We start from the raw sequence: 26,940 nt of genomic DNA, 5'->3' as shown, positions 1-26,940 counted from the left end.
CTATGATAACATTTTTGAAAAAAATTGCAAGCCATGCAGAATGTTTTTCTACATTTTTTCTCTAAATCCGAATGTTTTTTCTAATAAAAGATAAAAAGTCAGAACTATATTTATAGTACTGACCTTTCATTAGAATTATTAGCTCTCAAATGTTCCGTTTATGGGAAAGCTCCAGCCCCTCATCTTTTCTAAAAAACTGATTCTGCCAGCTATAACCAGCCTTTCTCTTGCCCGATTCGGACGGCTTCTGTTCGATTTTCAGCATCTAGCTTGGTCAAAATAGCAGACATATAGTTACGAACCGTTCCATTTGACAGGTAGAGTTTTTCAGCAATTTCTTTATTGGACAGGCCAGTCGCCGCAGCTTGCAGGACTAGCCTCTCCTGCTGAGAGAGAGGATTCCTACTGGTCATTAGCACCTCCATCAATTCCGGCGAATATTCCTTTTGCCCATCTAGAACGGTATGGATGGTCTTCATCAAATCCGCAATGCTGCGCTCTTTGAGCACATAAGCATCTACATCCGCCTTAACTGCTCGCTCAAAGTAGCCCGGTCGCTTGAAGGTTGTGACGATGATGACCTTGATGTTGGGTCGATTGGCCTTAACCCATTCGAGAACATCTAGGCCGGTCTGGTGGGGCATTTCCACGTCCAAAATCGCTACATCAGCAGTTTCTGATTTGAGGCAATCAATGGCTTTCTGTCCATCCGCAGCTTGATAGACTTCTTCAACATCTGGCTGTAGCTGTAAAAGCTGAGCTAAGGCATCTCTCAGCATACTTTGATCTTCTGCTAACAAAAGTTTCATGCTTCCTTCCCTCCGTATGGCAATTCAATTCGAATCCACGTCGGATCTTGGCTGCTAAGAATCTCAAGCTTTCCTGATAAGGCAGACAGCCGCTCTCGAATACTATGCAACTCCCGTCCGGTCAGCTTCTGAAAACCACAACCATCATCCTGAATGTCTAAAATAAGCTTTTCGTTTTTCTTTACCAAAGAAAAATTACTCTTTTTAGCCTTGGCATGCTTGATGATATTGGTCGCTGCCTCCAGTAAGATCATACTAATCGTTGACTGCTGACTCGGTGGGATACTGGCAACATTGAGCTGGTTATCTATTTTTACCTGAACGCCGCTCATCTCCAGCATGGCACGAATGGTCACTAGTTCCTCGTCCAGCGTCCGATTCTTTAGATCATTAATAATCCGCCGAACATCAGCCATTGATTTCTTACTAATTTCTTGCACTTCCTGCAGTTCTTTTGCTGCCTTGTCATAGGCTTCCATCTGCAAAAACTGCTGAGCCAGCTCCGCCTTAACACTGAGCATGGCAAAGGTATGCCCTAGACTATCATGTAAGTCACGGCCAATCCGATTGCGCTCATTTTCTGCCATAAAAAGATTCAGCTGAGCATTTTGTTTGACCTTTTCTTCCTTGATCCGCTCTGTCGTTTGAATCCGATGGAGACCAAAAGTCAAACCATCCGAAAAGAGAAAGGTTACAATAAAGAAGAGTAGCTCTGCTGGACCAACATGACCCATCAAATAATTAGTCAGCACAATAGCAGGCTGCAAATCAATAAAGGTCCAAAAACGCCAGGATTTAAACGAGACATCATCTAGCTCATAAATCAACAGATTAGATAGATAAAAAATATACCAGGTAAATCCTGTATTTAACCAGACCGAACCATAGTATATGTAAACAACCAAGAACCACCAAGAAAAAAATTGAATAAGGCGATGGTTACTTAGCAAAACCGCATAGTAAGCCGCAACAAAAATAGCTGTCCAGAACAAGAGGAAAAGCGGGTATTCCCCGCTAATCACTCCCGCCACTGGAAAGATGATAAAGACCAGCGCAATATGAAACATATAGTGGACTTGTTTAAGTTTTTCCCACATAGTTTTATTTTACCTCAATTCGCTTTTTGAGTTGCAGCACAAGAATGCTGACCAGAACCGTATAAATCAGAACAATCAAAGCAGCCTTGCCATTAAACTGATGGTGTTCTAGATAAGAAGACACGACCTGCATCAGTTGATAACTTGGCGTCAGCTTACCGATTGATTGGAGCCATTTTGGAAACATAGTCAGAGGGAACCATAGACCGCCTAGAACAGCCAGTGCCATATAAACGATATTGCCCACAACAGACATGAGCTGAGCACTTGGCAAGAGACTGACCAAGACCCCCATAGCAATAAAGACCACACTTCCTACCAGAAGTATCAAGGCAATAATAAGCCAGTCCACCATTGGCAGATTAACCCCGCGAACAAAATGTCCAATTGAGAAGACTACGATAATGGAAAGCATAAAAGTCAACAGCGTACTGCAAAGCTTTGATATATAATATTTTACCATAGAAATCGGCGAGTGCTGAATCATTTTTTGCCAGTTATTATTTTTATCAGACTGCAAAGTGCTTGGAATGCTAAAGAAGGCACTAGACATGATACTAAAAACAGTCATTGAGAAGAGGTAGCCTTGAAGCACAAGAGCAGGCGTATCACTTCCAGACATCATGCCTGAGAAAATCAGATAGAAAACACTAGGCAGACCGATAGAGAGCAGATAATAAGCCGCCTGCCGTTTCATTAAAATTACCTCAATCTTCATGAGACTTGCCATATTTTTCATGATTACTCTCCTATTCTTGTGTTGTTTCAAAAATACTATCCAAGAGGGTACGGTTACGTACTTCAATCTCTTCGATTGTACAGCCGTTTTCCTGAAGAACCTGCCAGACCTGTCCAGCATCTCTGGTAGCAAAAGATAAAGCCTTTTGCTTGATTTCTATATCAGTCACATTATCCAGCTTTTCCAGCACAGACTGATAAGTCAGCGGTAAGGTAAAGTGTTTTTCCTGCTCCTCACTGCGCATGGCATAAGGCGTCGTATCCCGAATCAGCTCACCCTTGTGCAGCACCAAAATCCGGTCTGCCGTATGCTCAACTTCTTCGATATAGTGAGAGGAGTAAACGATGGTCACTCCCTGCTGCTTGAGCTGATTAACAATTTCCCAGAAATGCTGACGAGTGGATGTGTCCATAGCTGAAGTCGGTTCGTCCAAGAACAGAATCTTAGGACGTCCAATCAGACTCAGAACAAAAGAGAAGAGACGTTTTTGTCCACCAGACAGCTTGCTGGCCAACTGGTTCTTTTGCTTGTCTGTAAATTGCAGCAAATCATCAATTTCTTGATTGGACAGACTATTTGGATAAATTGCTTGGAAGAAAGTCAAGAGTTCCTTGACCTTCAAATCCTCCACTACTGTATTTTCTTGTGGTAAAATCGCTACCGACTGCTTGAGATGAGTGTCAGTAGGCTTTAGTCCCTGAATCGTTGCCTGACCTGCTGTCAGAAACTTATCGCCCAGCAAACAATCCATGAGAGTCGTTTTCCCTGCTCCATTGGGACCAATCAAGGCCACACAGTCACCTTGGGAGATTTCAAACGAAATATCCTTTAAAATCTCCTTACCATGAATGCTTTTTGAAAGCTTCTTTACTTCAATCAGTTCCATTTTACTCCTCCTTTGATTTGATAAACCGTATGTGCATCTTTCCTTTATTTTTCCAAAGGCGAAAGAAGAACGAAAGCCAAATGCTTTTTTAATTCTTACAGCAACCTTTTATCATGTTGTTAACTATATTATAAGGCAAAGAAATTTTTCCTACTAGTTGATTTTGTCACCAGCTGACATGACAAATGTCACTATTCTGCTTTTAGAGCACAAAGCTAGCAAATATTGGAATAATCTGTTTATCTCCCTTCTGCATGAAGACACAAAAAAGCCGGTCCCCCTCGTTGAGAGGAGCCGACTAGTTGTATGTCTGTTGCAATTTAGATAGAAGCTGGAATTAAAGCAGCCTAATCTAAAAAATTTTTCAATAAACTAGCTACTCAATCTGTAAGATGAGGCGACCAACGCTTTTAAACTTTAGCTCTGCACCTCTTCTTTGAGACCATTGAGCTTCAGACTCAGAATGAACATCTCAGGTGTAATATCCTTAATGTCCTTTAGTCCAAAGCCTTGGAAGAAACTGTTCTTTTCCACCTCTTCGACATTGACCTTTTGCAAATCAATTTCAATCAAGGTCTGCAGTTTTTTATCCGCTGTAACTGAATAATCAATATTGACACCCTCCAGACTCTTAGCTGCTACATAATTCGAATCAGACTGCATTCCTTCACGAATGATAGTCGTCATTTCCTCTGGAGTCAAAGTAGCTGATGCCGCACTAGCTTCTTCTGGCAAGGAAGTGAGCAATTCCATCCGAAGATTCAAGATTTTCTTGCCCTGATAGGTAATTGTATCACGATGATGGATTTCTTCAATGTCTCCGACTAAAGTTTTAGAGACAATCTCTGTACTTTCAGAAGAAGAACTGGATGACTTGCTAGAGCTGGAGCTAGAGCTGGATTTAGTCCGCCTAGAAGAAGCTGCTGATTCAGAAGAATGTCTAGGACGATGCTTGCTGAAGTTAGGAAACACACAGCCCGTCAAGAGTACCGAAGCAGAAATAACAAGAATGAAAAATTTTTTCATAGTTCACCTTTTTTTACTTTTTATTTGTTACAGTATAACATAATACCAGTTTCTTGTCTAAGTATTTTCTACAAAATGACAAAAGGCAACCTTTCGATTGCCTTTTTATACTATTCAACACTAAAAATATATGGATAAACCGGCTGACTGCCCTGATGAATTTCTACTTCTACATCCTCGAATTGTTCCATCAAATCTTGAGCAAGACTGCTAGCCAGCTCTTCACTGCCGTCCTCACCGATATAGATAGAGACAATCTCGCTGTCTTCATTGAGCATCTTGCTGAACGTTTCTTTCAAAGTTGCCAGCATATCTGGATTAGAAACAACAATCTTACCATCCACCATACCGAGGTTGTCATTTTCATGAATTTCCAAGCCATCAATCGTCGTATCACGAACCGCAGTCGTCACGCTCCCGCTGACTACTTCTGACAAGGCTGCAGTCATACGCTCTTGGTTTTCCTCGATAGTCTTGCTGCCATCAAAAGCTAGCAGACTGGTCAAACCTTGAGGGATTGTGCGAGTCTCAATAACAGCTGCAGGCTGTTCAATCACTTCTGCTGCTGATTGGGCTGCCATGAAGATGTTTTTATTATTTGGCAAGATAATAATATTACGAGCATTGACTTGCTCCACAGCTTTGATAAAGTCTTCCGTTGATGGGTTCATAGTTTGCCCGCCAGAGATGATGTAGTCAACTCCTTGAGCCTTAAAGATTTCAGCCAGACCATCACCAGCCACTACAGCAATAATCGCAAACTCTTTTTCTTGAGCCGGCTTAGCTGAGCGCTCTTCCTTTTCAACCTGGGCTTCGTGTTGGTTGCGCATATTGTCAACCTTGACCTTGACCAAACTACCGTACTTGAGACCTTCCTGCATAACCAATCCTGGATCTTCAGTATGGACATGGACTTTGACGATTTCATCATCGTTGACTACCAACAGGGAATCTCCCAAATCGTTTAGGTAGTTGCGGAACTCATCATAATCAAAATCTTTTACATAGGTTGGTCCTGTTTTAAGAGCCACCATGATTTCTGTACAATAGCCGAAAGTGATGTCTTCTGTCGCCACATGGCCAGCTACAGACTTATGATGCTCAGCATTGATCATCTCAGACATGGTCGCAGGTGTCGCCACAAAGTCCTCAGAAGCGATATATTCGCCTGTAAGAGCAGACAAGAAACCTTCGTAGATAAAGACCAACCCTTGACCGCCAGAATCCACAACACCGACTTCTTTCAGAACCGGCAGCATATCCGGTGTCTTGGCCAGAGCAGCCTTGGCTCCTTCAAGAGCCGCCTTCATAACTTCTACAGCGTCATTAGTGACTTCAGCTTTCTTCTTGGCTCCGATAGCCGCACCGCGGGAAACAGTCAAAATCGTTCCCTCAACCGGCTTCATAACTGCCTTGTAAGCTACTTCTACACCAGACTGAAAGGCCAGAGCAAGATCTTCACCAGTCAGCTCTTCAAGCTCTTTCACACTTTGAGAAAAACCGCGGAAAAGCTGGGAAGTGATAACGCCTGAGTTACCACGCGCGCCCATCAAAAGACCTTTCGCAAAGATACCTGCTGCTTCGCCAACTGTTGAAGCAGACTTGTCCGCCACTTCCTTGGCGCCATTTTCAATGGTCATGCCCATGTTGGTCCCTGTATCTCCGTCTGGAACCGGGAAGACATTCAAAGAGTTTACATATTCAGCCTGTTTATTTAAGCGAGTAGATGCTGCCTGCACCATTTCTTGGAATAAACTAGTAGTAATATTTGCCACGATTATTCTCCTACGACTTTAATATTTTGGATATAAACATTCACTGCATGGGCAGTAATTCCGAGCTTGTTTTCCAAACTGAACTTAACACGCTCTTGGATGTTTTTGGAAACTTCGCTGATTTTGACTCCATAGCTTAACACAGTGTAGACATCAACTGCGATATCACCTTCATCAGTCGCTTTCACAACCACGCCCTTAGCATAGTTTTCTTTTCCTAAAAGGGCTTGAAAATTATCCTTGATTGCGTTTTTGCTGGCCATGCCAACTACACCAAAAATTTCAGTCGCTGCACCTCCGACGATTGTCGCAATCACATCATCAGTCAGCTCAATTTGACCATCTTTTGTATTAATTTTCACAGTCATAATTTGTACCTCAAAAGTATTTTATAGTTTATTCTACCATATTTTATACAGGGTGTAAAAGAGGAAGGGTCTAAATCAACTGTCTAGGCGGAAATTTCCAAGCAAAAAAAGGACGGAAATTTTCCATCCTTTTTAAATAAAGATTAAACGCGTTCAACTTTACCTGATTTAAGGGCACGAGCTGAAGCCCAAACTTTTTTAGGTTTACCGTCAATCAAAACAGTAACTTTTTGAAGATTTGGTTTAACAGCGCGTTTTGTTTGGTTCATCGCGTGAGAGCGGTTGTTTCCTGATACAGTCTTACGACCAGTAAAGTAACATACTTTAGCCATTGATACTTATCCTCCTGATTAGTTTAAGGTGTTTTACCACATACTTATAAAGTCTACCATACTTTACCGAGTTTGGCAAGAGCTAGTTCCCAAGTTTTGCAAATAATCACCTTTTTAAAACAAGAAATAATTAGATATAAATCACTTTCAAATGACCGAAAGCCACGCTGCCTTCTAAATAGAGCGTTTTTTCTTTTTCACTGGTATCGCGAACTTGAGAAACACCGCCAAAAGCACAAGCAACCTTGCTGACAACCTGCCAAGAGCTTGGAACAAAGAGAGTGGCATTACCAAAAGCAACTTCCACTTTAAAAGTCGCTGAATCCCCAGCTATCTTAGCGTTGTCAAAGTAAACCTTGGCACTACCAAAAGAGCAAGTCAGCTCATCATAGCTAAAATTGTCCTTATTGACATAACGGGTGCCTGAGCCAAAGACAATGCCTTCGCCACCAATTTCTTCGCCAGAAAAATGTTTAGAAAAATGCCTTAATTTCCATTTTTTGCTAGGTTTGACCAAGAAATTGACACCGATACAGGCTAGAATACCAGCAAAACTAACTGCGCTTGCTGAGATATTGGGCAAGAGGTCGTAAGTGCTATTAGCAATGATAAAAGCGATAATGGCAAAGATAAAACCTAGCGGAATGTTGCCAGAATAGAAGCTCTCCGCTGAAAAATAGACAAAGCCCATAATGACCAACAAAGGCCAAACATTGATGTGAATAACGGGAATCCCGAAATTCCCCTGCAAAAGTACCCAAGCTGCTAGAAGTAAGCAAGCCAGTCCTAATATTGTTTTTCTCATGATGTTACCTCGTTTCGTTTAACTTTTCTTTTAAAATTTGATAATAGTGCCTAGACACATACACTTCCTTATGGGTATCGTAGAAACGGACGCTGCTACTGCCCGAAAAGGATTTTTCCAGCGAGTAAATCGCCTTACTATTGATAATGCTGGATTTGGATATGCGACAAAAATAATAGGGCAGGCGGTCTTCCAACTCATAGAGCTTGTGCTTGACTTCATAAGCATCCTCACGCGTATGAGCAAAAATCTTGCTACCGTCAGTCTCGAAAAAGAGAATATTGTCAATATCCAGAAAATATTCGCTAGCTCCCTTATAAAAAATAATGGGCGGTGCCGTTGCTTGCTCCAGAGCTTGCTGAATTTGCTCGAGCTGAGCATCAAATCGAGCAGCCCTGATGACAATCTCTACTTCCGCTAAATCCGAATCCAGTTCTACTCGAATTTTCATTGCTACCTCCTTTACTTTCTACGTTTATTATATCAGTTTCAAAATGAGAAACAAGGCTTTTTCAGTAAGTGGTAGATTTTGGGCGGTAAGTGGTTTGCTGCTAACATTGACAAGAATCAAACATCAAAAAACCGGGTCTCGTCCCGGTTTTTTGACAATATAAGGAAAAGGAATTAGTTTTTCTTGTTTTTAGAGGCTTTTGATGACGGAGTGGAAGTCTTAGATACAGATTGTTTAGAGTCAGTTTTAGACTTACCAAAATTTCTGATTTTATCTATTGGAGTCGTTAGGGCTTTCCCAGCTTTTTTCGCTCCTCCTGCAGCTCCTTTAAAGTCACCTATATAATCTGTAGTAGTTCTATAAATATCTTTCATCATATTAGCACTCTTAACTGCGTCCCTTTCTTCCCATGCTTTACCAAATTCTGTCATGTATGCTTTGAAAGAATTCCATCGATTAGACATTCGTTCTAACGCTTCATTTTCAACCATCTTGGCTTCTGGACTATAAGGAATGCCTTGTGAGTAGTTAAATCCTGTGCTTAGCAATAGAGCAGCATCTTGAACTTCTTGCTTATCTGCAACTTTGGTAATAGCTCTTGCAGACTTAGTGACTTGATCTATTGCTTTCTTCCCTCTTGAAGACGCAAATGTTCCTATCGCATAGCCAGCATTTTTAAGCATTTTCATGTTTTCACTGTCTGTTGATTTCTTTTTGGTTGAATTTTCAATAAAAGTGTCTAAGTCTTTTTTCTTACCTTCTACATATTTATTAAACTTCTCTGGATATAAACTAAATCCGCCAACAGCAGTCGTCTCTTTGGCCGCCTTCTTTGCCTCTTTTTCTGACGCTGGGGTTTTAAAGAAGTCTCTTTTAATACCATTTGTCAGTGGATCAAAATAGTCCCCAATTTGCTTCTCGATTTCGTTAGATATTTTACTCAGTTTTTTAGTATCCCTATCTTGAAACGCTTTATAAACTTCTTGTTTTAGTTTATGATAACCTGGACTAGGCTCTGTCTTTTTCTCCTTCTCCGCCATAATAGCAGCCATATCCCTCATATCAACAGCAGTAGGGGGCAAGCCATTTGCAGCATTTAAACCAATACTAAGCATTCTTGAAGTAGAGCCAACTCCTGGTTTGTCTGCAAATTTATTAACATTATTTACTACAGCAGTTGCCCCATCTAATGCGAGATTTCCACCTACCACACCTAAATATGCTAACTCATTAGAAGAGGCTCGAATCGCTGCAAGTCTAGAGGATGAGCTAGCTGCCATGTTATCTATCGCAGCTCCAACATAACCTAAGTCTTTGAAACGTCTATCATCTTTGACTTCAAAATCATTTGTCAAATGCTGTTTAGCAGATTTATTCATAGCATTTCTGTAATTATTTATATCCCTGTTAAACTCGTATTGAAATCTTTCAGATAACGCTTTGGGATCCGAGGTCATTCTGTGGTAAGTAGCACCCGGCCCTGCAAACATCGCACCTGCTTGATAGTAGTCTTCTGGTGTTCGACTAAAAGTTTGAGATAAGCCTAAGTCAACCGTCGTTGGAAGAGTTTGGTTAGTGAGTACGTCCTCTGTAGCTAAAGGATTGTTAAAAAGGGTTGAAGTGGGCTTACTTTCGCTGACCCATTGCCAATCTCCGTCTAAAAACGAACCCGGCAATTGATTTTTTCCTGTTGCTGACAGAGAGGATGCATAGTCTAAAGCAAAGCCTGGGAGTCCTTCCTTACTCGTGGTTGTCTGCTTGAAGCCTGCCCAATCAGCCAAAGCCTCTGACATCGTTGGGGTGTTAACAGTTTTTGACTTCTCAGAGATATCAATCTGCTTCCAATCACCCTCGACTGGATTAAAGCCAGACCATTGATTTACTGGTGACGTGCTAACAAAGTCCTCTGTAGGTTTTGTTGCAGAAAGAGTATATTCACCCTCCAATTGAGAGAGACTTGCTGTTCTTGATGCAGCATCCTGAACACTGGCCCAATCACCAAGTGTCAAATCACTTAGAGAGTTACTTTTGTTGGAAAGCTGGCTTCCAAACGCATCGGTTACACGAGTCCAGTCTCCTGTTGTAAAATCATCTGTTGCCGTGGTAGCTGACGAAGCCGAATTGTTGAAAGAATCATTGATTCTAGACCAATTATCTGCCTCCAAATCACTATAAGCAGCGCTTGTCGACGTTTTATTGTCAGTAAAATCTGATACATGCGACCAGTCACCTGCTGTAAAGTCGTTCAGACCTAAGTCGCTTGTTGAAAATTCATCGCTTGATGAATCAGATACTTTTGACCAATCGCCTGAAGTAAAGTCACTCACTGTCTTGCTGGTTGACGAAACATTATCAGCCAAGGTATCAGATGTTCGAGACCAATCACCTGTATCAAAATCACTAAAAGAGTTGGAAATCTCGGAAGATTTCTTAGCAGCTGAGTCGTTGGTGCTCGTCCAATTTCCTGCGCTCAAATCTGCAGAACTTGTATTGCCGTCAGAAATGCTAGACCAGCTTCCAGAACTATAATTGTTGCCCGATGAAATAGCATCACCAAAGCTAGAAAAGTCACTGTTGTCCTTAGACGAACTGGCATCTCCAATACTGGACCAATTCCCAGAACTATCTGACAATCCAAAGATACTATTCGAAGTAGAGTTTCCAAGACTATCATTATCTGAAGTAGAATAGCCACCAAAGCTGGTAGAATCTGAAGAGCTAAAACTTCCAGAATCTGAGAAACCTAGACTATCACTATTTGAAGTGGAGGAGCCATAACTACCGGAGTCCGAGGTACTGGAGCCAAAACCGCCAGAGTCCGAGGAACTTGAACCGAAACCACCAGAGTCCGAAGAACTTGAACCAAAACCGCCAGAGTCCGAGGAGCTTGAACCGAAACTGTCGGAATCCGAAGAATTGGAGCCAAAGCTACTGGAGTCCGAAGAACCTGAACCGAATCCGCCAGAGTCCGAGGAGCTTGAACCAAAACCACCGGAGTCCGAGGTACTGGAGCCAAAACCGCCGGAATCTGAGGAATCTGAACCGAATCCGCCAGAGTCCGAGGAGCTTGAACCAAAACCACCGGAGTCCGAAGAATCTGAACCGAAACCACCGGAGTCCGAAGTACTGGAGCCAGAATCTGAGGAACCTGAACCACCATCATAAGCCTGGACCTGCCCAACGTGGACAAACACAGCGCTCAACAAAATCAAAAGCATTAGTCTTTTCTTCACAAATGCTCCTCCTTTCTTTTTTTACTATTCTAATATACCATAATTTTATTATAGGTTGCTGATTTTTTTGCCATGTAAAAATATTTTAAAGACCTTGAAATATTATGTCATATATAATTGACACTTTGTCCAGTAAAAAAGAAACCTTGCTTTTACAAGATTTCTAAGACCTATTTATACCCCCTGCAGGGAATTTTCTTATTAACCCAAATTTGTATTATATAGTGCTGCTCTTAAATTTGTGATAAAAATAATATCAAGCAGTACCTAAAAATTCCTGGTAAAGATACATATTGGGTTTCGAACCATAAAAAACCTAAGCGTGTATCACTCCAACTGTCTAAAAATAAGCTTAATGCTTCTAACTTCTTCTTAAGTAGGATATAAAAAAATTATCTTTCGCTTGATGAACTAGAAAAAGCTACTGTAGATTATAGAGTTTTCTACAAAAAACGAATTAAAAGGACCGAATCCTGTTCAATATAGAATTCAATCCTTTCAATAATTATTGGTTCAGCTTTGAAATCTTAGTATAGAAACCTAGTCTTTCGATAAGATGTCAAAGAAGATTATTTTTCCTGACTATTACTAGCTCCTTCGGAGCCCTCCTTTTGTCCCCCTCTCATTCCTTGAATTATTCCAAATAGCGAGGGAATGCGATCTTCTTTTTCTCCAGTAATGGGATTATAACCTGTCGTACCGATAACAACATCTAAAGGCTCTACATCTGTTTTAGATCCAACAATATTATTTGCAATAATAGCAATTCGACCAACAGATTCAGGCAGAGGAGAACTATCAGGAACAGCATCAGTTCCTGATAAAGTCTCTCCAGTAAGTCCAATGTAGACATTATTTGCTACATTATGAGTTAAATTATCAGCAATTATACCGATGTATCGTGCACCCGTTTCGCTTGTTCTAATCACCCCTGTTCCAAGAACCGGAGAAGTTCCTTGTGCTATATTATAATTTAAAGATCCGATAGGGGTTAGAACTTCTTCAGGCACTGGCTGAGGATCAGGAGTCACGTATGTTCCCAACTCAGTAAACGTCACTCCAGCCAATTTTCCAAATGTGCCATCAAATACATCATAAACTTCTTCTCCAACAATACCCAAAAGAGTCGTTGGAGTAGAAAAAGGCTTGCCAGTTTCTGTCCCCCACATATTAGGGTTCCTTCTTTCTTCTGCATTTGTTGTATTTGTTGCAGAGACAGTGTAATCAGCCTCCAAGGGAGAGTAATTACCCCAAGCATCGTTTCCCAAAACATTGAAAGTTTCATTTGAATCAACTGCCAAACCGCTACCAAGGTCAACAGAAGATTCGGATCCAGTTCTATCGGCTGGTTTATCCGAAACGAAACTGCCTAAGCTGTCTGGATTAGCTGTCAAACCATTGCCTGCGGAAGCCGCAGTGCTTGATTCAGTTGCCGAATCTATCGAATTAGGCTTGTCAGAGCTTGCCGAGTTTATTGACTCAGTTGTAGAATCTGATTCTGAGATAAAACTACCTAGACTATCTGCATCTGCAGTCAAACCACTGCCCAGGTCGGTAGAAGATTCGGATCCAGTTCTATCGGCTGGTTTATCCGAAACGAAACTGCCTAAGCTGTCCGGATTAGCTATCAAACCATTGTCTGCGGAATCTGCAGCGTTTGATTCAGTTGACGAATCTATCGAATTAGGCTTGTCAGAGCTTGCCGAGTTTATTGACTCAGTTGTAGAATCTGATTCTGAGATAAAACTACCTAGACTATCTGCATCTGCAGTCAAACCACTGCCCAGGTCGGTAGAAGATTCGGATCCAGTTCTATCGGCTGGTTTATCCGAAACGAAACTGCCTAAGCTGTCCGGATTAGCTGTCAAACCATTGCCTGCGGAAGCCGCAGTGCTTGATTCAGTTGCCGAGTCTGCCAAATTAGGCTTATCAGAGCTTGCCGAGTCTACTGACTCAGTTGTTTGATTAGCTGAATCTATAGGAGTCGAGGAAGCCGTCGTTTCATCTGTAGTAGTGACAGAATTAGTTGCATCCGTAAGGGGTGTGGGAGCGGTCGCTACTGCTGCATCTGGTGTGCCCGCCATTATCTCATCTGTGCTCGTTGTTGGATTGCTTGATTCTGTAGAAACTGGGGCAGAAATATTCCCCAGATTAGTCAAATTATCACCATCATTTGCTGACGCATCCAAAGAATCAATAGTTGGAATATCTGAAGCGAAGTCACCTAAACTATCCGGATTAACGGTCAAACCGCTGCCCAAATCAGAGGAAGAATCATCATCAGATGTGTCATCGTCAGAATCCGAAGAGAAGTGACCTAAATCATCTGCATCAGCAGATAAGCCACTGCCCAAATCAGAGGAAGCATCATCGTCAGATGTGTTATCGTCAGAATCCGAAGAGAAGTGACCTAAATCATCTGCATCAGCAGATAAGCCACTGCCCAAATCAGAGGAATCATCATCGTCAGATGTGCCATCGTCAGAATCCGAAGAGAAGTGACCTAAATCGTCTGCATCAGCAGACAGACCGCTGCCTAAATCAGAGGAATTATCATCGTCAGAATCTGAATCATTAGACGAACTGAAACTACTAGAATCTGAAAAACTATCAGAGTCACTGCTATCAGCACGAACTTGTCCTATACCAATAAATATGGAAATTAGTAAAATTAAAAAAAATAGCAATCGTTTTTTCATAAACACCTGCTCCTTTCTTTTTATACTAATTCACTGTATCATATTTCTCTTTGATTTTCTTGATTTTTCCACCATGTAAAGATATTTTAACCTCTTTGCATTCAAACTTTTATAATTGACACCTTGTCCAGTAAAAAAAGAAATCTTGCTTTTACAAGATTTCTAAGACCTATGTATGCCGATTGCAGGGTTCGAACCTGTGACCTACGCGTTACGAGTGCGTTGCTCTACCAACTGAGCTAAATCGGCGCCTTTTCCCCTTTATTTTAGCATCTTGAGTTTTTTTGTCAAGGGAAAATTTCACAACTTTTTAACCCAAATCAAACAAGGGTTGCTTTTATCCCAAAGTTCAGGAAAGATTTCTAACTTTTTAAAGCCCCGAGCCTGATAGAAAGCGTTAGTCCTGTCGTAAGTAGGATAATGACCTGGTGCTACCGTTTTTACCTGCAGATAGGATGCTTTTTGACGAGCAGATTTTTCTAAAACTCCTAGAAGTTGACTGCCAATTCCTGCTCTATGATAGAATTTCTTAACAGCTAGACAGTCAATCTCAGCACAATCTTCACTAGAGTATGATAAGCTTACAAAGCCAGCCAAATCACTCTCCTGATAGGCAGCCCAAACTTGTAAATCCCTAGCTCCTTCAATGTAAGCTTGTGTACTTTCAGGTATTCCAAACCATTCTGGTAGATCCTTTAAAACTTCACTGACTGCTATCATCTTTTGTTTTTCTTCCTTCACTTCTTCAATCGCTACCATCTTTAAATCCTTTCATGTTTTAAGCTTTAGGACTAAACATATTTTCCATCTTACGAACCCGCACTTTCGTAGGCATCCAATCCCCTATCCCAGAGTTTGAGCGAAATGAAAAAGAAAACAAGGGAAATCAGAATCAAACCACCAATGTTAAAGAGCCCATTTTTGTCCTGCAAGAAATAGCTAGCAGGATAGTAGGCTGTAAAAGCAAAAGGAACGATAAAACTAATCAACCAACGAAGGAGCGAATTGTAAATGGAAATCGGGTACTTGGCAAAATCATTAAACATATAGAAAATGTAAATCATAGCACCTGACTGCTTGGTCCAAAAAGCGATACTGGCTGTCGCGATTTTCAAAGAAGTATAAATCAGGGTCGCAAAAGGAATGCAGACTAAGAAAATCAGGAATTTGGGAAAGGTCCAGCTAATACTGGTAACCGTTGTTGCCAGAAGGATTCCACCAATCAAAAGTTCGCCCAAGGCATCAATCTGAAAGGTCTCGACTAGGATGTGAAAGAGAGGATTGATAGGACGGGTCAGGTATTTGTCAAACTCCCCCTTTCGCACCAAGCGTTGCCCCAGTGCCCAGAGATTGTCAAAAAAGAGATGGTCCAATCCCTTGGGGATCAATGAAAAGCCATAGATAAAGGCAATTTCTTGAAAGGTCCAGCCCTCCAAGGAAGGGATGTGTTGAAAGAGTACATTGAGAAATAAGAGGTTCAAGCCTTGGGTCAGGAAGACACCTAAAACACCAACCACAAAATCAACCTTGTATTCCATGATTTGCTTGATGTACTGTCTGATAAAAATCAGATGCATGCGCTGATATTTTTTCATACTAACCTCCTTGAATGGTGATAAATGACTGGACTCTTTTCCAAATCAACTGAGACAAGCCCACCATCACTAAAAGCCAAAACAACTGCAGGAAAAGAGCCTGAAGAATCTGACTGGCATCGTATTTCCCAACGATAATCATAACCGGAGTGTAAATCAAGGATGAAAAAGGCAAAAAGGACAGAATATTTGAAACAATCTTAGGGAAGAAAGCCAAGGGAATCAAACTCCCCGACATAAAGGCCACTAAGGAGGTCTTGAGCAGATTAGACCCCCACAGATTTTTAAAAACAAAGGCTGAAAACCCAAAGCAGATATTAAAGAAAAAATTGATCAGATAGGCTAGGGTTAAGCTAAAGAGATAGATAACAGTTAATCCCAGCACTTCTACACTCCCTTGCCCAGAAAGGATTTTCATCAAGATAATGACACTTAAAAATGGAAGCCCAACACTGACAAAAATCAACCACTTGGAACCAAGCTCGGTGAAGAGATAAGAGGCCGCAAAGTGCACTGGTCTCAGCAAGCGCATGATAATGGAGCCGTCCTTGACCTCCTCTCCAATCATAAAGGAAGAATCCGACTTGGTCAAAAGGTTAGTCACAAAACTCATGATGATGTAGAAGGTGATATCCGCCATACTGAAGCCCTGAATCAAAGACTCTTGCGACGAATCAAAGACTGCCTTCCAAAGATAAAAAGCAACAAAAGCTCCCATGACATCGCCAATTCGATAGAGAATAAAGTTGACTCGATAGGTAATCAACTCCTGAATTCCTGCATTGATAAAGGGTTTATAACGTCTCCACAATTTGACCATCTTAGAGCTCCTTTCGGTAGAAGCGACGGATAATATCCTCAATATCCGTATCCTCCATCTTCAAATCGCGAATCTCAAAATCAGACAAGGTTTGCTTGATAATATCAGCTGACTGGTAACGGGAACTATCAAATTCAATATTGAGGCTATTCCCTTGTCTATCAATGGTCATGTCAGGCAAACCTTCATAGTGAGAAACTAGATGACTTTGACCTGGTAGCAGTTCAAAGGAAAGAGTCTTCATCTTGCCAAAGGTTTCCTTGAGCTGGCTGACCGTTCCATCAAAAATCTCCTGCCCCTTGTCAATCATAAAAATCCGATCACAAAGTTGCTCAATATCACTCAGGTCGTGAGTGGTCAAGAAAATGGTTGTTTCTTCCTCCTGATTGATTTGGGTAATGGCCCGACGAATGTTGTCCTTGACCGAAACATCCAAACCTATAGTTGGCTCATCTAAAAAGAGAACCTTGGGATTGTGGAGCAAGGAAGCCGCAATATCCGCACGCATCCGTTGGCCAAGTGAAAGAGTCCGCACGGGATCCTTGATAAATTCCTTCAAATCCAAGACTTCATTCAAAAAGTCCATCCTCTTATGAAAAAGCGAATCTGGCACATCATAAATCTCCTTCAAGACCGTGTAAGTCTCCTGCAGAGCCAAATCCCACCATAGCTGGGTGCGTTGTCCAAAGACCACCCCAATATCCTTGACATAGTCTTGGCGATTGTCCTGCGGAATCTTGCCATTGATGCGACACAAACCAGAAGTGGGCTTCAAAATCCCGGTCAGCATTTTGATGGTTGTTGATTTCCCAGCACCATTGGCCCCGATAAAACCTAAAATTTGCCCCTTGGGCACCTCAAAGGTTAAATCCTTGACCGCTTCAAAGGTCTGCTTTTCAGGATGAATAAAGGAGCGTAAAGCCCCTTTCAATCCTGGTTCCTTGACTGTCTTCACAAAATTTTTCTGAAGATGCTCTACTTCTATCATTGCCATACGTTTCTCAATATCCTATTATTCAATTCATGTTTCAGACCCTTTCCCCACCTAACTCAGGAAAATAGAATCTCATCTCCTCACTATACTACCACTTTTACTTCCAAACGAACATAGGAAATTCAAAAATAATTATCATATTTTATCACACACAAAAAACCCACCCTTACAGGCAGGTTTCTGTTTTGTAGTCTTCAGCTAGATTAAGCATTAACTTCTCATTTCAATTCTTTAGCCAAGATACTCATGTTTTCTTCTAGATTCTCTAGGTAGTTTTTATCATTTTGAGGATCGGCTTCTAAAGGATTGAGAGTTTTCAGTCTGACTCCCGTTGACTTGACGAGCGTTTCTGCCACTTTCGACGATGCATTGCTTTCGGTAAAAATCGTTTTAACTTTATAGGTTTTCACAAATTCTTGAATTTCAGTAAGCTGCCTTGCATTTGGCTCTTGTTCAGGAGAAATCCCTGCAATACCTAGCTGCTGCAAACCAAACCGCTTTGCTAAATACGAGAACGCAGTATGTTGAGTGACGAAAGTCTTTTGCTTAGCCTTTTCAAAGATTGGTTGGTATTTTTTGGTCAATTCTTGAGCTTTAGAAATGAATTTCTTAGCATTTTTTTGATATATTTCCTTGTGTTCTTTATCAAGTTCAGATAGCTTATCCGCAATAATCTGCGCTTCTTCACCAGCTTTTTCAGGATCTAGCCATGTATGAGGATCATAAAGAGTTTTTTCATCGATTCCTTCGCCAGCTTCCACGTCTTCCAAACCCGGTACACGTTCCAGGGGCATTCCTTCGGAAGCTTCAAGTACTTTCACCTTAGATTTTTGCAAATTTGGATCCAAGCTCCCCGCCCACGACTCTAAGGTATGTGAATGATAGACAAAAACATCCGCATCATAGATAGCCGCTATATCATTAGCTGATGGTTCAAAAGAATGGATCCCTGTACTAGATTGAATCATGCGAACATCATTCAAATCACCAGATACTTCTTTAACCATGGCATAAACCGGATAAAAACTGGTCACAATCTTCAAACCTTTAGCTTGTTGTTCTTCTTTCTGAGTACACGCTCCCAGCATCAAAGCTAGTATACTCAGCATTAGTAATACTGCAGTTCTTTTTTTCATACAATACTCCTTCACCTCAGCTAATCAGTTACTTCTGTACTTGATACAGAAGCTGAAGAAGCAGATTGCAGCAAGGCTAGCATTTTTTCTACTTCTGCCATGATGTTATTATTATCCATAGTCCCTAAATTAAGATTATTTCGCAATCCTGTTAAGGTCTCAGTTGCATTGGATTTCAAACTTGGATCCGTCGTCTTTTCAAGTAAGTCTTCCGCCTCTTGCAACTTAGCTTCTAATTTAGCAGTTTCAACTTGAGGTACTTCTGGCTCAGTTGGTGTTTCCTCTTCAACTTCTTCTTGAGGTTTCTCTGGGCTAACAGAATCCTCCTTGTCATCTTTTTTACCTAAAACATGATCACTTGCATTCCCCCATCCATCGCTAGACTGTGGTCGCTCATCTGGATGTTCAACATAATACTTGATAGTTGCAAATAAATCCTCTAATGTATAGCCATTAGGAGCTCGGTAAGTCTTATCATCGAACCAAGCAAATTTGATGTTGTGGTAGTGTTCCTTATGAGGGATAATCAGATTACCATTTTTTACTGCTACAGTATGCTCAACATTGTAAGGCAGACGAACGAGTGGTATCCGTTTCTCTCCTTGAACACGTTCGTAGATAGCAGCCGCACTTTCTCCACTTGGATTGGCTTTGGAATCATCTGTTGGTGCAGGCGGAAGCAGACCTTTTTCTTTAGTATACGCCTGAGCAGCTGCTTTTTCTTTAACTGAAAGACTATCTTTTCCTATCCAGTGACTGTGTCCCATATGAGGGGTTACATAAGCATCTCCTTCGTCGCTGATAATATCTCGGGCATCAAAGATATATCCATCAGATGTCGTATATTTGTCAGCCAGCTGGGCTACTCGAACTTCGGTTTCAGTATACTCAATCTGTGAATTTGCTTTGCCGAGACGTTCTGGATGATTGATAGGCGCAAGAAATGCTAATAAGTCATCAATTAATTGCACCTTATCACTTGTCTCATCATTTAAACGCTCGACTAAATCATCCAAGACTTGAAAATCTGACAAACGTCCCTTATTTTCTAATAATTGCTGATGGGCCTGATCCAGAAGACCATATACTTTATCGTAAAACTCTTGATTTTTCGGTTCAACTGATTCTTTCTTAGCTGGCAGGACATGAGATATGCTTTTCTGCTTCGCCAATTTATTTTCAATCGCTGTAATAATCTCTTTAGGCAAGTCTTTAGCTAAAAGATAGCGGGACACTCCTTTATCCTCTAGCACATAACCGTCAGCTATTTTCCTAACGACCTGCTGGATTAAATCCTTATCCAATGAATCCGCATGTTCCAAATTTAACTTTGGAGGAAGAATAGGTTTTAAAGCTGGTTGAGATGGAGTTGGTATAGGTCTATAAGGTGTCAATCCTAACATAGGTTTATTAGGCTGACTTATAAGAGGAATTGTCCGAGCAAGCTTTTCTTCCAATTCCGACATTTGTGTATAAGGAATAAAGTGATAATGATTACCATGCGGCACTGCTACTCCATTTTGAGTTCGACTAGTAATTTGTGCTGGATCAAAGATCAAGCCATCTGATTCAACATGACGCTGACTAAGTGGAAGATTATAAAGTTGCTGAAGGAGACCCTTAACATCTTCTCCTTGACTCGGTTGATAGTTGTTTGAAATTTGAGTAAAAGTAGGTTGTGTCTGTATCCAGCCGCTGCTTCCATTATTATACGAACGGCTGACTACAGTACTAGCTACTTTTCCTCTACCTGATAGGTAAGCTTGAGCTGCAGCTAGCTCACTAGGCGACAAATCACTCTTTGGGATATAGTGAAAATGATCACCATGAGGTACAATATACGCATCTCCCGTATCCTCAATAATGTCTGAAGCATTAAAAACATAGCCATCATCTGTTGTATAACGGCCTTGAGCTCTAGCTGTTGCTACTTCATTGCTTATTTTCGTAACATTATGACCATGTTCCTGTTTTTGACGATTAATCTCTTCCTTACTGCGAATATTATCCGCACGAGCTATATCTTTCAGATAAACATAATATTGTCCATTAACCTTGATAACATATCCACCCTTGACTTCATTGACAATATCCTCAGTCCTAAGTTGATAGTTGGGATCTTTCATCAAAAGATCTTCGCTGAAAATAGCATCATATGGAACTTTCCCATTATAATAATGATAGTGATCACCATGAGAAGTGACATAACCCTGATCAGTAATTTTGATAACAATCTGCTCCGCGTTAATCCCCTCTTTTTTGCTTACTTCGTCAGGCGTTAACTCCTCAGACTTTTGAACACCTTGCTTACCATCAATATAGCTAACTCGATTGGATTTTTTAATCGAACTGTTTGCCTGATAATAACCTAACTGATGAGCAAAAAGACCCACAGTAGCAATGACAACAATTCCTGTTAAGTATTTCTTATTTTTTTCCATTGAATATCACTTTCTTTTTTGATTACATAGAATTCGCTAAAACCTATCACAATTTACAATTAACTCATAATATACCCCCAAAGAAATCATCTAAATATTTTTTCTATAAAATATAGAAGAAACTCAATTTTTAACAACTTACTAAACTAATTAACTAGTTAATTAACTGGTTAATATTTTACTCCTCATCATCTAGTCTGTCAAGATTTTTTTATTAGATCGTAAGAAAAATATTATTTATTCTTTACTTGTCCAATTATCATAATACAAAAAAGCCTATCCTTTCGGATAAACTTTTTTAAAAATATATCAAGCTTCTTAAGCTTTACCTTCTGAACCGAATACGTCGATACGTTCTTCAACTGATGCTTGGATAGCTTTTACACCGTCAGCCAAGAATTTACGTGGGTCGAAGAGTTTCTTCTTGTCGTATTCTGCTTCGTTTGCTTCGTAATCGCGAGCAAATTTACGAGTTGCGTTAGCGAATGCGATTTGGCATTCAGTGTTAACGTTAACTTTGGCAACACCAAGTTTGATAGCTGCTTGGATTTGGTCATCAGGAATACCTGAACCACCGTGCAATACGATTGGGAAGCCTGGAAGAGCTTCTGTCAATTTCTTCAAGTGGTCAAGGTCAAGACCTTCCCAGTTTGCTGGGTATGGACCGTGAATGTTACCGATACCTGCAGCCAAGAAGTCGATGCCAGTTTCAACCATTGCTTTAGCGTCTTCGATTGGAGCCAATTCACCTTTACCGATGATACCGTCTTCTTCACCACCGATAGTACCAACTTCAGCTTCTACTGAGATACCTTTAGCGTGTGCTTTTTCAACAACATCTTTAGCCAATTTAAGGTTTTCTTCTACTGGAAGGTGTGAACCATCAAACATGATAGAAGTGTAACCAACTTCGATACACTCAAGTGCATCTTCGTAGTGACCATGGTCCAAGTGAATCGCAACTGGTACAGTGATGCCCATTGATTCTACAAGGTTAGCGATCAAGTTACGAGCAACTTTGTAGCCACCCATGTATTTAGCAGCACCCATTGAAGTTTGGATAAGCACTGGTGCTTTCTTTGCTTCTGCCGCACGCAGGATAGCTTGAGTCCACTCAAGGTTGTTTGTGTTGAATCCACCAACTGCGTAACCATTGTCACGAGCTGCTTGGACAAATTTTTCTGCTGAAACGATTGCCATTCTTATCAGGCCTCCTCTTATTTTTTGTGGTTAAACCACTTACATTGTTTATTTTATCACTTTTTCACTAAAATTGCTAGTTTTTCCTGAAATTTTAAAGAATTACAGGTAGACACTTAGCCTTTTTAAGCGTCTCTAGTGCAAAAAGAAAAAGCTGACCGAAGCCAGCTTACTTGATGCGGAGAGAGGGACTTGAACCCTCACGACCTAAAGCGGTCACAGGATCCTTAGTCCTGCGCGTCTGCCAATTCCGCCATCCCCGCGATTGAGTACCTTACTAGTATAACAGGACAGCTAAGGCTTGTCAAGAAAATTTTTGACTTTATTTCAAAAAATCAACTTTCTACTCAATCAGCAAATCTAGGAAATTTAAGCGAAAATGAAGCTAAGGCAGGAACACAGAAAACTCAGTGCTGCTGAGTCGCAATAAAGACAGCCACCGTTTGGTCGGGATCGTATTTTTCAAAGTCGAAAGTGTAATCTCGATTAAGCTCACCTGTTTCTTCTGCCTGCCAAATCCTCTGCCAAGCATGAAGAATCGCTTGCGGATCCTCCTTATCCGCTTCAAATACTTGATAGGTATGCTCAGAGGTATCAAAATCATAGACTTCCCCATCTGTCAAACGGCAGATAGAGAGACTATAGTCTCCTTTGTAATCACTGGCATAGTCATGATAGACAGCATAGACCGGCTCCCCTTGGGCAAAAGCTTCTTTCACAGCTCCCTCTTGTTCCTGCCAGAGAGCTTGGATTTTTTCTACACAATGCTCATCTTGGAAATTATTAGTACGAATACTAGCTAAAATGTTTAGAAACATCTTCTTTCCTCCTTTTGCTTTCATTATAACATTTCTCTAGAAAAGTCGCTTAGGTCATACAAAACTAGTCTATCTCTCCTGACTCTTTTCTACCGCTGCCGTGACAAAGGCCGTATAAAGACCTTCAGGTCGGTTCGGTCGGCTGGAAAGCTCTGGGTGGTACTGACAGGCCACGAAGAATTTATTTTCTGGGATTTCCACTATTTCGACCAAGCGATTGTCTGGTGAAACTCCTGAAAATACAAATCCAGCTGCCTCAAACTGCTCGCGAAAATCATTGTTAAACTCATAGCGATGACGGTGACGGCGCTGCACGACTTCTTGATAGTCGTAAGCCGCTGCTGCCTTAGAGCCACTCTTAAGCTTAGAAGGATAGAGCCCCAATCTCAGCGTTCCACCCAAGTCTTCTACATCAATCTGATCACGCATGAGGTCAATAATCGGATACGGTGTATCTGGATTGAGCTCCGCTGAGTTGGCATCTGCCAGTCCTAGGACGTGACGGGCGAATTCAACACAGGTTAGCTGCATACCCAAGCAAATCCCCAACATAGGAACATCCTGCTCACGCGCATAGCGGATTGCCTGAATCTTACCCTCAGTTCCTCTCTGACCAAAGCCACCCGGAACGATAATTCCATCTGCACTTCCAAGAAGCTCTGCTGCGTTTTCGGCTGTTACCTGATTCGCATCAATCCAGTCAATCTTAACATCTGCATCATTGGCATAGCCGGCATGCTTGAGCGCTTCGACAACTGAAATATAGGCATCTGGCAACTCGACATACTTACCGACCAGAGCAATACGTACTTGCTTTTTCAGGTTCATCACTTTTTCTACCATAGCTGACCACTCCGTCATATCCGCTGCCGGCACATCCAGCTTCAGATGGTCACAGACGATTTGGTCCATCTTTTGCGCCTGCAAATTGAGAGGAATTTGGTAAAGATGCTCCACATCTAGCGACTCAATGACCGCCTCCGGCGCCACATCACAGAATTGAGCCAGTTTGTTTTTGATGTTTTGTCCAGCTAGCTTCTCTGTGCGGATGACCAGCATATTAGGCTGAATCCCCAAACCGCGCAACTCTTTGACAGAATGCTGAGTCGGCTTGGTCTTCATTTCACCGGCTGCCTTGAGATAGGGCAGGAGGGTCGTATGGATATACATGACATTATCTGCACCGACATCCGCCTTCATCTGGCGCAAAGCTTCTAAAAAAGGAAGAGACTCGATGTCGCCCACTGTGCCACCGACCTCTGTGATAATCACATCCGAGTCCGTCGTCCGTGCTGCCCGCTTGATCTTGTCCTTGAGAGCATCTGTAATATGTGGAATGACTTGGACCGTCGCTCCCAGATACTCGCCTTTACGCTCCTTGCGCAGGACTTCGCTATAGATTTTACCAGTGGTGACATTGGAGTATTTATTGAGATTGATGTCAATAAAACGCTCATAATGCCCCAAATCCAGATCCGTCTCAGCTCCATCATCTGTCACAAACACTTCCCCATGCTGGTAAGGGCTCATGGTTCCGGGATCAATATTGATATATGGGTCAAATTTCTGAATCGTAACCTTGAGACCGCGATTCTTCAAAAGCCGCCCCAAGCTAGCTGCCACAATCCCTTTACCGATAGAAGAAACTACACCACCGGTGACAAAAATATATTTAGTTGACATACGTGCTCCTTTTCATAAAACAATTCGTTCCAGCAAGCATCACAGTTGCTGGAAACTTAGCTATAGGAGGATTTTCCATAATCTGTCTGAAAAAGAAAAATAGCTCCCTGGAAACAGGAAGCTCTGACCTTTAAAAGAGGTGCCCGAACAGTATGATATCGCAAACCTAAAAAATTGTCAAATGTTTTCATTCGTTTTTCATCCATTTTCAGCAATGCTGATGACATGTGTTTCGAATTCTACATCAGGCATGCACTCTGCTAAATCGTGTTGGATTCCTTTCAAGATGCCCGACTTCTTATCTTAAAAATCTTCATGCTGTTTCTCACCATTCTGATAAGAATTCTGCCTGCCGATTATCATCTCTGATTTTTTTAACCTTTTGAATAAATAAAAATCTGATGATAAAACACAGGGCATTCAAGATGACAAACATATAAACGAAAGTAATCCAGTTGAGCTGGAATGGCATATAGTCACCTGTCTGAAGAGAAGTCATAATCTGGATATTCCTTGCAGCATAGATGGCCACTGGCAGAGTGAGCAAGAAAAGTAGATTGCTGATCACAATGTAGGGGTTAAGCAGGATACGGTAGACCTCTCGCTCCTCATATCCTAGTAAATCAAACATCAATAGAGTCTTCATATTACCATTCAAGCCGATAAACACGGCTAAATAAATCAATAAACATCCCGTTATGACACCGATACTTTGGTTGATAATAGCGCTTGCTTTGTTGGAAGTCTGACTTCTTTGAATCGCTGATAATTTTTCCTCTAGGGAGCGAGTTTTTCCCCCACCTTTTTCTTTAGGCTTATTGGTCAATCTGCCATTAAAACGATCGTCAGCTTCATTTACCATAGCGGATGCTTGGTCTCTTGGAATATATATCGTCTTTAAATCAGCATTCTCCGCAAATCCAGCTATCTTTATCTGATGTCGCTTTCCCTTTACTATTAACTCTAGAGTATCCCCAACTTTAAGACCATAATTCTCTCGCAACTCAGGATTTACAAAGACACCTTGTGTGGGATCTAGGATTTCTCCCTTACTGCCAATCAGCTGAAATAATTCATTTTGGCTTGTAAACGAAAGGGCCTGATAGGCTATAGTTTCGCCTTTTATCATTAGATCAACATCGTATCTCAGATAGGTTACAGAATCTGAAGCTGACTCATCCTCCTCCTTTTGGTAGTTATCATAGCTGATTTCATAAGAATAGTGCCGGCCGGCCTTCTGAGATTCAAGGATTTTAGAGGAGCTAAAAGTCAGAGACAAGCTTAAGACAAACATGATGCTAAATGTAACGATAGCAATCAACAAGAGACCCAAGGTGCTGAAATGATTTAGAGTCAGCTTAAATTTAAACTTATGCTTCATCGGCAGCTTTTGAATCAGCTTCTCCATCAAACCGGGGCGGATGCTTTTTCCATCTGTCTGTTTCATCATTAAAGCCAAATCTGTCTTTCTCACTGTCAGTCCCGCCAGATAAGTAAGAGCTCCTAGGAAAAGACTTAGGAAGAGGGTTCCCGTCATAACCGACTGCAGAGAAAGTCCTTTACTCAACCCTTGAACGAGATAGGTCTGGCTATTAGCAGAAAGGAGGATGTCGGATCCCCAGAAACCCAAGACTAAGCCAATCAAGGAACTGATCAAGGATACCCCGCTGATTAATAGCGCATATCTTGCTAGCACACTGGAGAAAGAAAAGCCGAGAGACATCAGCTGGGCCAGCTGTACTCGATTTCTTTGGAGCGTTCCTCTGATGAATAAGGATAAAATGAGGGAGAAGATGGCTACCATGGCGACAGTAATGTTTCTGATTAAGAGTTGATTACTTTTCAAAGCTGTGAAATAATTAGCCTCATTGCCTGATAATTGCTCTCCACCTAAACGAAGTAAATTGGCATCAATCGCGAAATGAACGAAGAAGTACATAAAGGAAATGAATATTAAAATCAGAGATAGAATGGACACCATTGTCCTCTTAGCAAAAAAGTCTCTGGATAGATATTTAAATAGCAAATCCATA

23 protein-coding genes, 2 tRNA genes and 1 pseudogene are annotated in these 26,940 nt (G+C 41.3%); all 26 read right to left on the bottom strand.

What is annotated here, in order from left to right:
- Positions 1 to 209: 209 nt before the first annotated feature.
- Positions 210 to 809, bottom strand: coding sequence for a response regulator transcription factor (locus tag K4I03_RS11980; protein ID WP_227965545.1), 600 nt, complete (start codon positions 807 to 809; stop codon positions 210 to 212).
- Positions 806 to 1,906, bottom strand: coding sequence for a sensor histidine kinase (locus tag K4I03_RS11975; RefSeq protein WP_227965544.1), 1,101 nt, complete (start codon positions 1,904 to 1,906; stop codon positions 806 to 808). Before K4I03_RS11975 ends, K4I03_RS11980 begins: the two co-directional genes overlap by 4 nt.
- A 4-nt stretch (positions 1,907 to 1,910) precedes the next feature.
- Complete coding sequence (locus K4I03_RS11970) at positions 1,911 to 2,645, bottom strand: ABC transporter permease (protein WP_227965543.1); 735 nt, start codon at positions 2,643 to 2,645, stop codon at positions 1,911 to 1,913.
- A 10-nt stretch (positions 2,646 to 2,655) separates the two neighbouring features.
- Entirely contained in the window at positions 2,656 to 3,531 is an 876-nt protein-coding gene (locus K4I03_RS11965) for an ABC transporter ATP-binding protein (RefSeq protein ID WP_227965542.1), read from the bottom strand.
- Positions 3,532 to 3,948: 417 nt separating this feature from the next.
- Complete coding sequence (locus K4I03_RS11960) at positions 3,949 to 4,557, bottom strand: SP0191 family lipoprotein (RefSeq protein WP_009660098.1); 609 nt, start codon at positions 4,555 to 4,557, stop codon at positions 3,949 to 3,951.
- A gap of 110 nt (positions 4,558 to 4,667) precedes the next feature.
- Positions 4,668 to 6,332 (bottom strand): DAK2 domain-containing protein, encoded by a 1,665-nt coding sequence (locus K4I03_RS11955; protein WP_227965540.1) that lies wholly within the window; start codon positions 6,330 to 6,332, stop codon positions 4,668 to 4,670.
- Positions 6,333 to 6,334: 2 nt separating this feature from the next.
- The gene (locus K4I03_RS11950; protein WP_002893676.1) at positions 6,335 to 6,700 is read right to left on the bottom strand and encodes an Asp23/Gls24 family envelope stress response protein; all 366 of its coding nucleotides are present in this window, start codon (positions 6,698 to 6,700) and stop codon (positions 6,335 to 6,337) included.
- Between the two features lie 143 nt (positions 6,701 to 6,843).
- Positions 6,844 to 7,032, bottom strand: a complete 189-nt coding sequence (rpmB, locus tag K4I03_RS11945) for a 50S ribosomal protein L28 (protein ID WP_001140948.1) — start codon at positions 7,030 to 7,032, stop codon at positions 6,844 to 6,846.
- 130 nt (positions 7,033 to 7,162) lie between these two features.
- Entirely contained in the window at positions 7,163 to 7,837 is a 675-nt protein-coding gene (locus K4I03_RS11940) for a LiaF transmembrane domain-containing protein (protein ID WP_002908050.1), read from the bottom strand.
- A 4-nt stretch (positions 7,838 to 7,841) separates the two neighbouring features.
- Positions 7,842 to 8,288, bottom strand: a complete 447-nt coding sequence (locus K4I03_RS11935) for a LytTR family DNA-binding domain-containing protein (protein ID WP_002908049.1) — start codon at positions 8,286 to 8,288, stop codon at positions 7,842 to 7,844.
- Between the two features lie 173 nt (positions 8,289 to 8,461).
- Entirely contained in the window at positions 8,462 to 10,921 is a 2,460-nt protein-coding gene (locus K4I03_RS11930; protein ID WP_227965533.1) for a hypothetical protein, read from the bottom strand.
- A gap of 110 nt (positions 10,922 to 11,031) precedes the next feature.
- Entirely contained in the window at positions 11,032 to 11,451 is a 420-nt protein-coding gene (locus K4I03_RS11925) for a hypothetical protein (protein ID WP_227965531.1), read from the bottom strand.
- Between the two features lie 639 nt (positions 11,452 to 12,090).
- Positions 12,091 to 14,220: a hypothetical protein gene (locus tag K4I03_RS11920; protein WP_227965529.1), complete on the bottom strand. Its 2,130-nt coding sequence runs from the start codon at positions 14,218 to 14,220 to the stop codon at positions 12,091 to 12,093.
- A gap of 176 nt (positions 14,221 to 14,396) precedes the next feature.
- Positions 14,397 to 14,469: transfer RNA gene (locus K4I03_RS11915), tRNA-Thr, on the bottom strand.
- A gap of 51 nt (positions 14,470 to 14,520) precedes the next feature.
- Positions 14,521 to 14,979 carry a GNAT family N-acetyltransferase gene (locus K4I03_RS11910; RefSeq protein ID WP_227965527.1) on the bottom strand — a complete coding sequence of 153 codons (459 nt, stop codon included), beginning with the start codon at positions 14,977 to 14,979 and terminating at the stop codon, positions 14,521 to 14,523.
- A 50-nt stretch (positions 14,980 to 15,029) separates the two neighbouring features.
- On the bottom strand, positions 15,030 to 15,815 hold the full coding sequence (locus tag K4I03_RS11905) for an ABC transporter permease (protein ID WP_227965525.1): 786 nt from the start codon (positions 15,813 to 15,815) through the stop codon (positions 15,030 to 15,032).
- Between the two features lies 1 nt (position 15,816).
- A complete protein-coding gene (locus K4I03_RS11900; RefSeq protein WP_227965523.1) occupies positions 15,817 to 16,635 on the bottom strand; it encodes an ABC transporter permease in 819 nt (272 codons plus the stop codon).
- Position 16,636: 1 nt separating this feature from the next.
- Entirely contained in the window at positions 16,637 to 17,629 is a 993-nt protein-coding gene (locus K4I03_RS11895; protein ID WP_227965521.1) for an ABC transporter ATP-binding protein, read from the bottom strand.
- Between the two features lie 218 nt (positions 17,630 to 17,847).
- Complete coding sequence (locus tag K4I03_RS11890; RefSeq protein ID WP_227965519.1) at positions 17,848 to 18,765, bottom strand: metal ABC transporter solute-binding protein, Zn/Mn family; 918 nt, start codon at positions 18,763 to 18,765, stop codon at positions 17,848 to 17,850.
- A 20-nt stretch (positions 18,766 to 18,785) separates the two neighbouring features.
- Entirely contained in the window at positions 18,786 to 21,206 is a 2,421-nt protein-coding gene (locus K4I03_RS11885; RefSeq protein WP_227965517.1) for a pneumococcal-type histidine triad protein, read from the bottom strand.
- A gap of 318 nt (positions 21,207 to 21,524) precedes the next feature.
- Complete coding sequence (locus K4I03_RS11880) at positions 21,525 to 22,406, bottom strand: class II fructose-bisphosphate aldolase (protein WP_002893690.1); 882 nt, start codon at positions 22,404 to 22,406, stop codon at positions 21,525 to 21,527.
- Between the two features lie 177 nt (positions 22,407 to 22,583).
- Positions 22,584 to 22,669 (bottom strand) — tRNA-Leu (locus K4I03_RS11875).
- 144 nt (positions 22,670 to 22,813) lie between these two features.
- Positions 22,814 to 23,224, bottom strand: a complete 411-nt coding sequence (locus K4I03_RS11870; RefSeq protein ID WP_227965515.1) for a GyrI-like domain-containing protein — start codon at positions 23,222 to 23,224, stop codon at positions 22,814 to 22,816.
- A gap of 69 nt (positions 23,225 to 23,293) precedes the next feature.
- Positions 23,294 to 24,907 (bottom strand): CTP synthase, encoded by a 1,614-nt coding sequence (locus K4I03_RS11865; protein ID WP_227965514.1) that lies wholly within the window; start codon positions 24,905 to 24,907, stop codon positions 23,294 to 23,296.
- 198 nt (positions 24,908 to 25,105) lie between these two features.
- Positions 25,106 to 25,192, bottom strand: a pseudogene (locus tag K4I03_RS12700) (B3/B4 domain-containing protein); the annotation flags it as partial.
- A gap of 40 nt (positions 25,193 to 25,232) precedes the next feature.
- Positions 25,233 to 26,939: an FtsX-like permease family protein gene (locus K4I03_RS11860; protein ID WP_227965509.1), complete on the bottom strand. Its 1,707-nt coding sequence runs from the start codon at positions 26,937 to 26,939 to the stop codon at positions 25,233 to 25,235.
- Between the last annotated feature and the right edge of the window lies 1 nt (position 26,940).

This window comes from Streptococcus sanguinis (assembly GCF_020729725.1).
Lineage (GTDB): Bacteria > Bacillota > Bacilli > Lactobacillales > Streptococcaceae > Streptococcus > Streptococcus sanguinis_V.
This window is presented reverse-complemented; position numbering and strand designations above follow the sequence as displayed.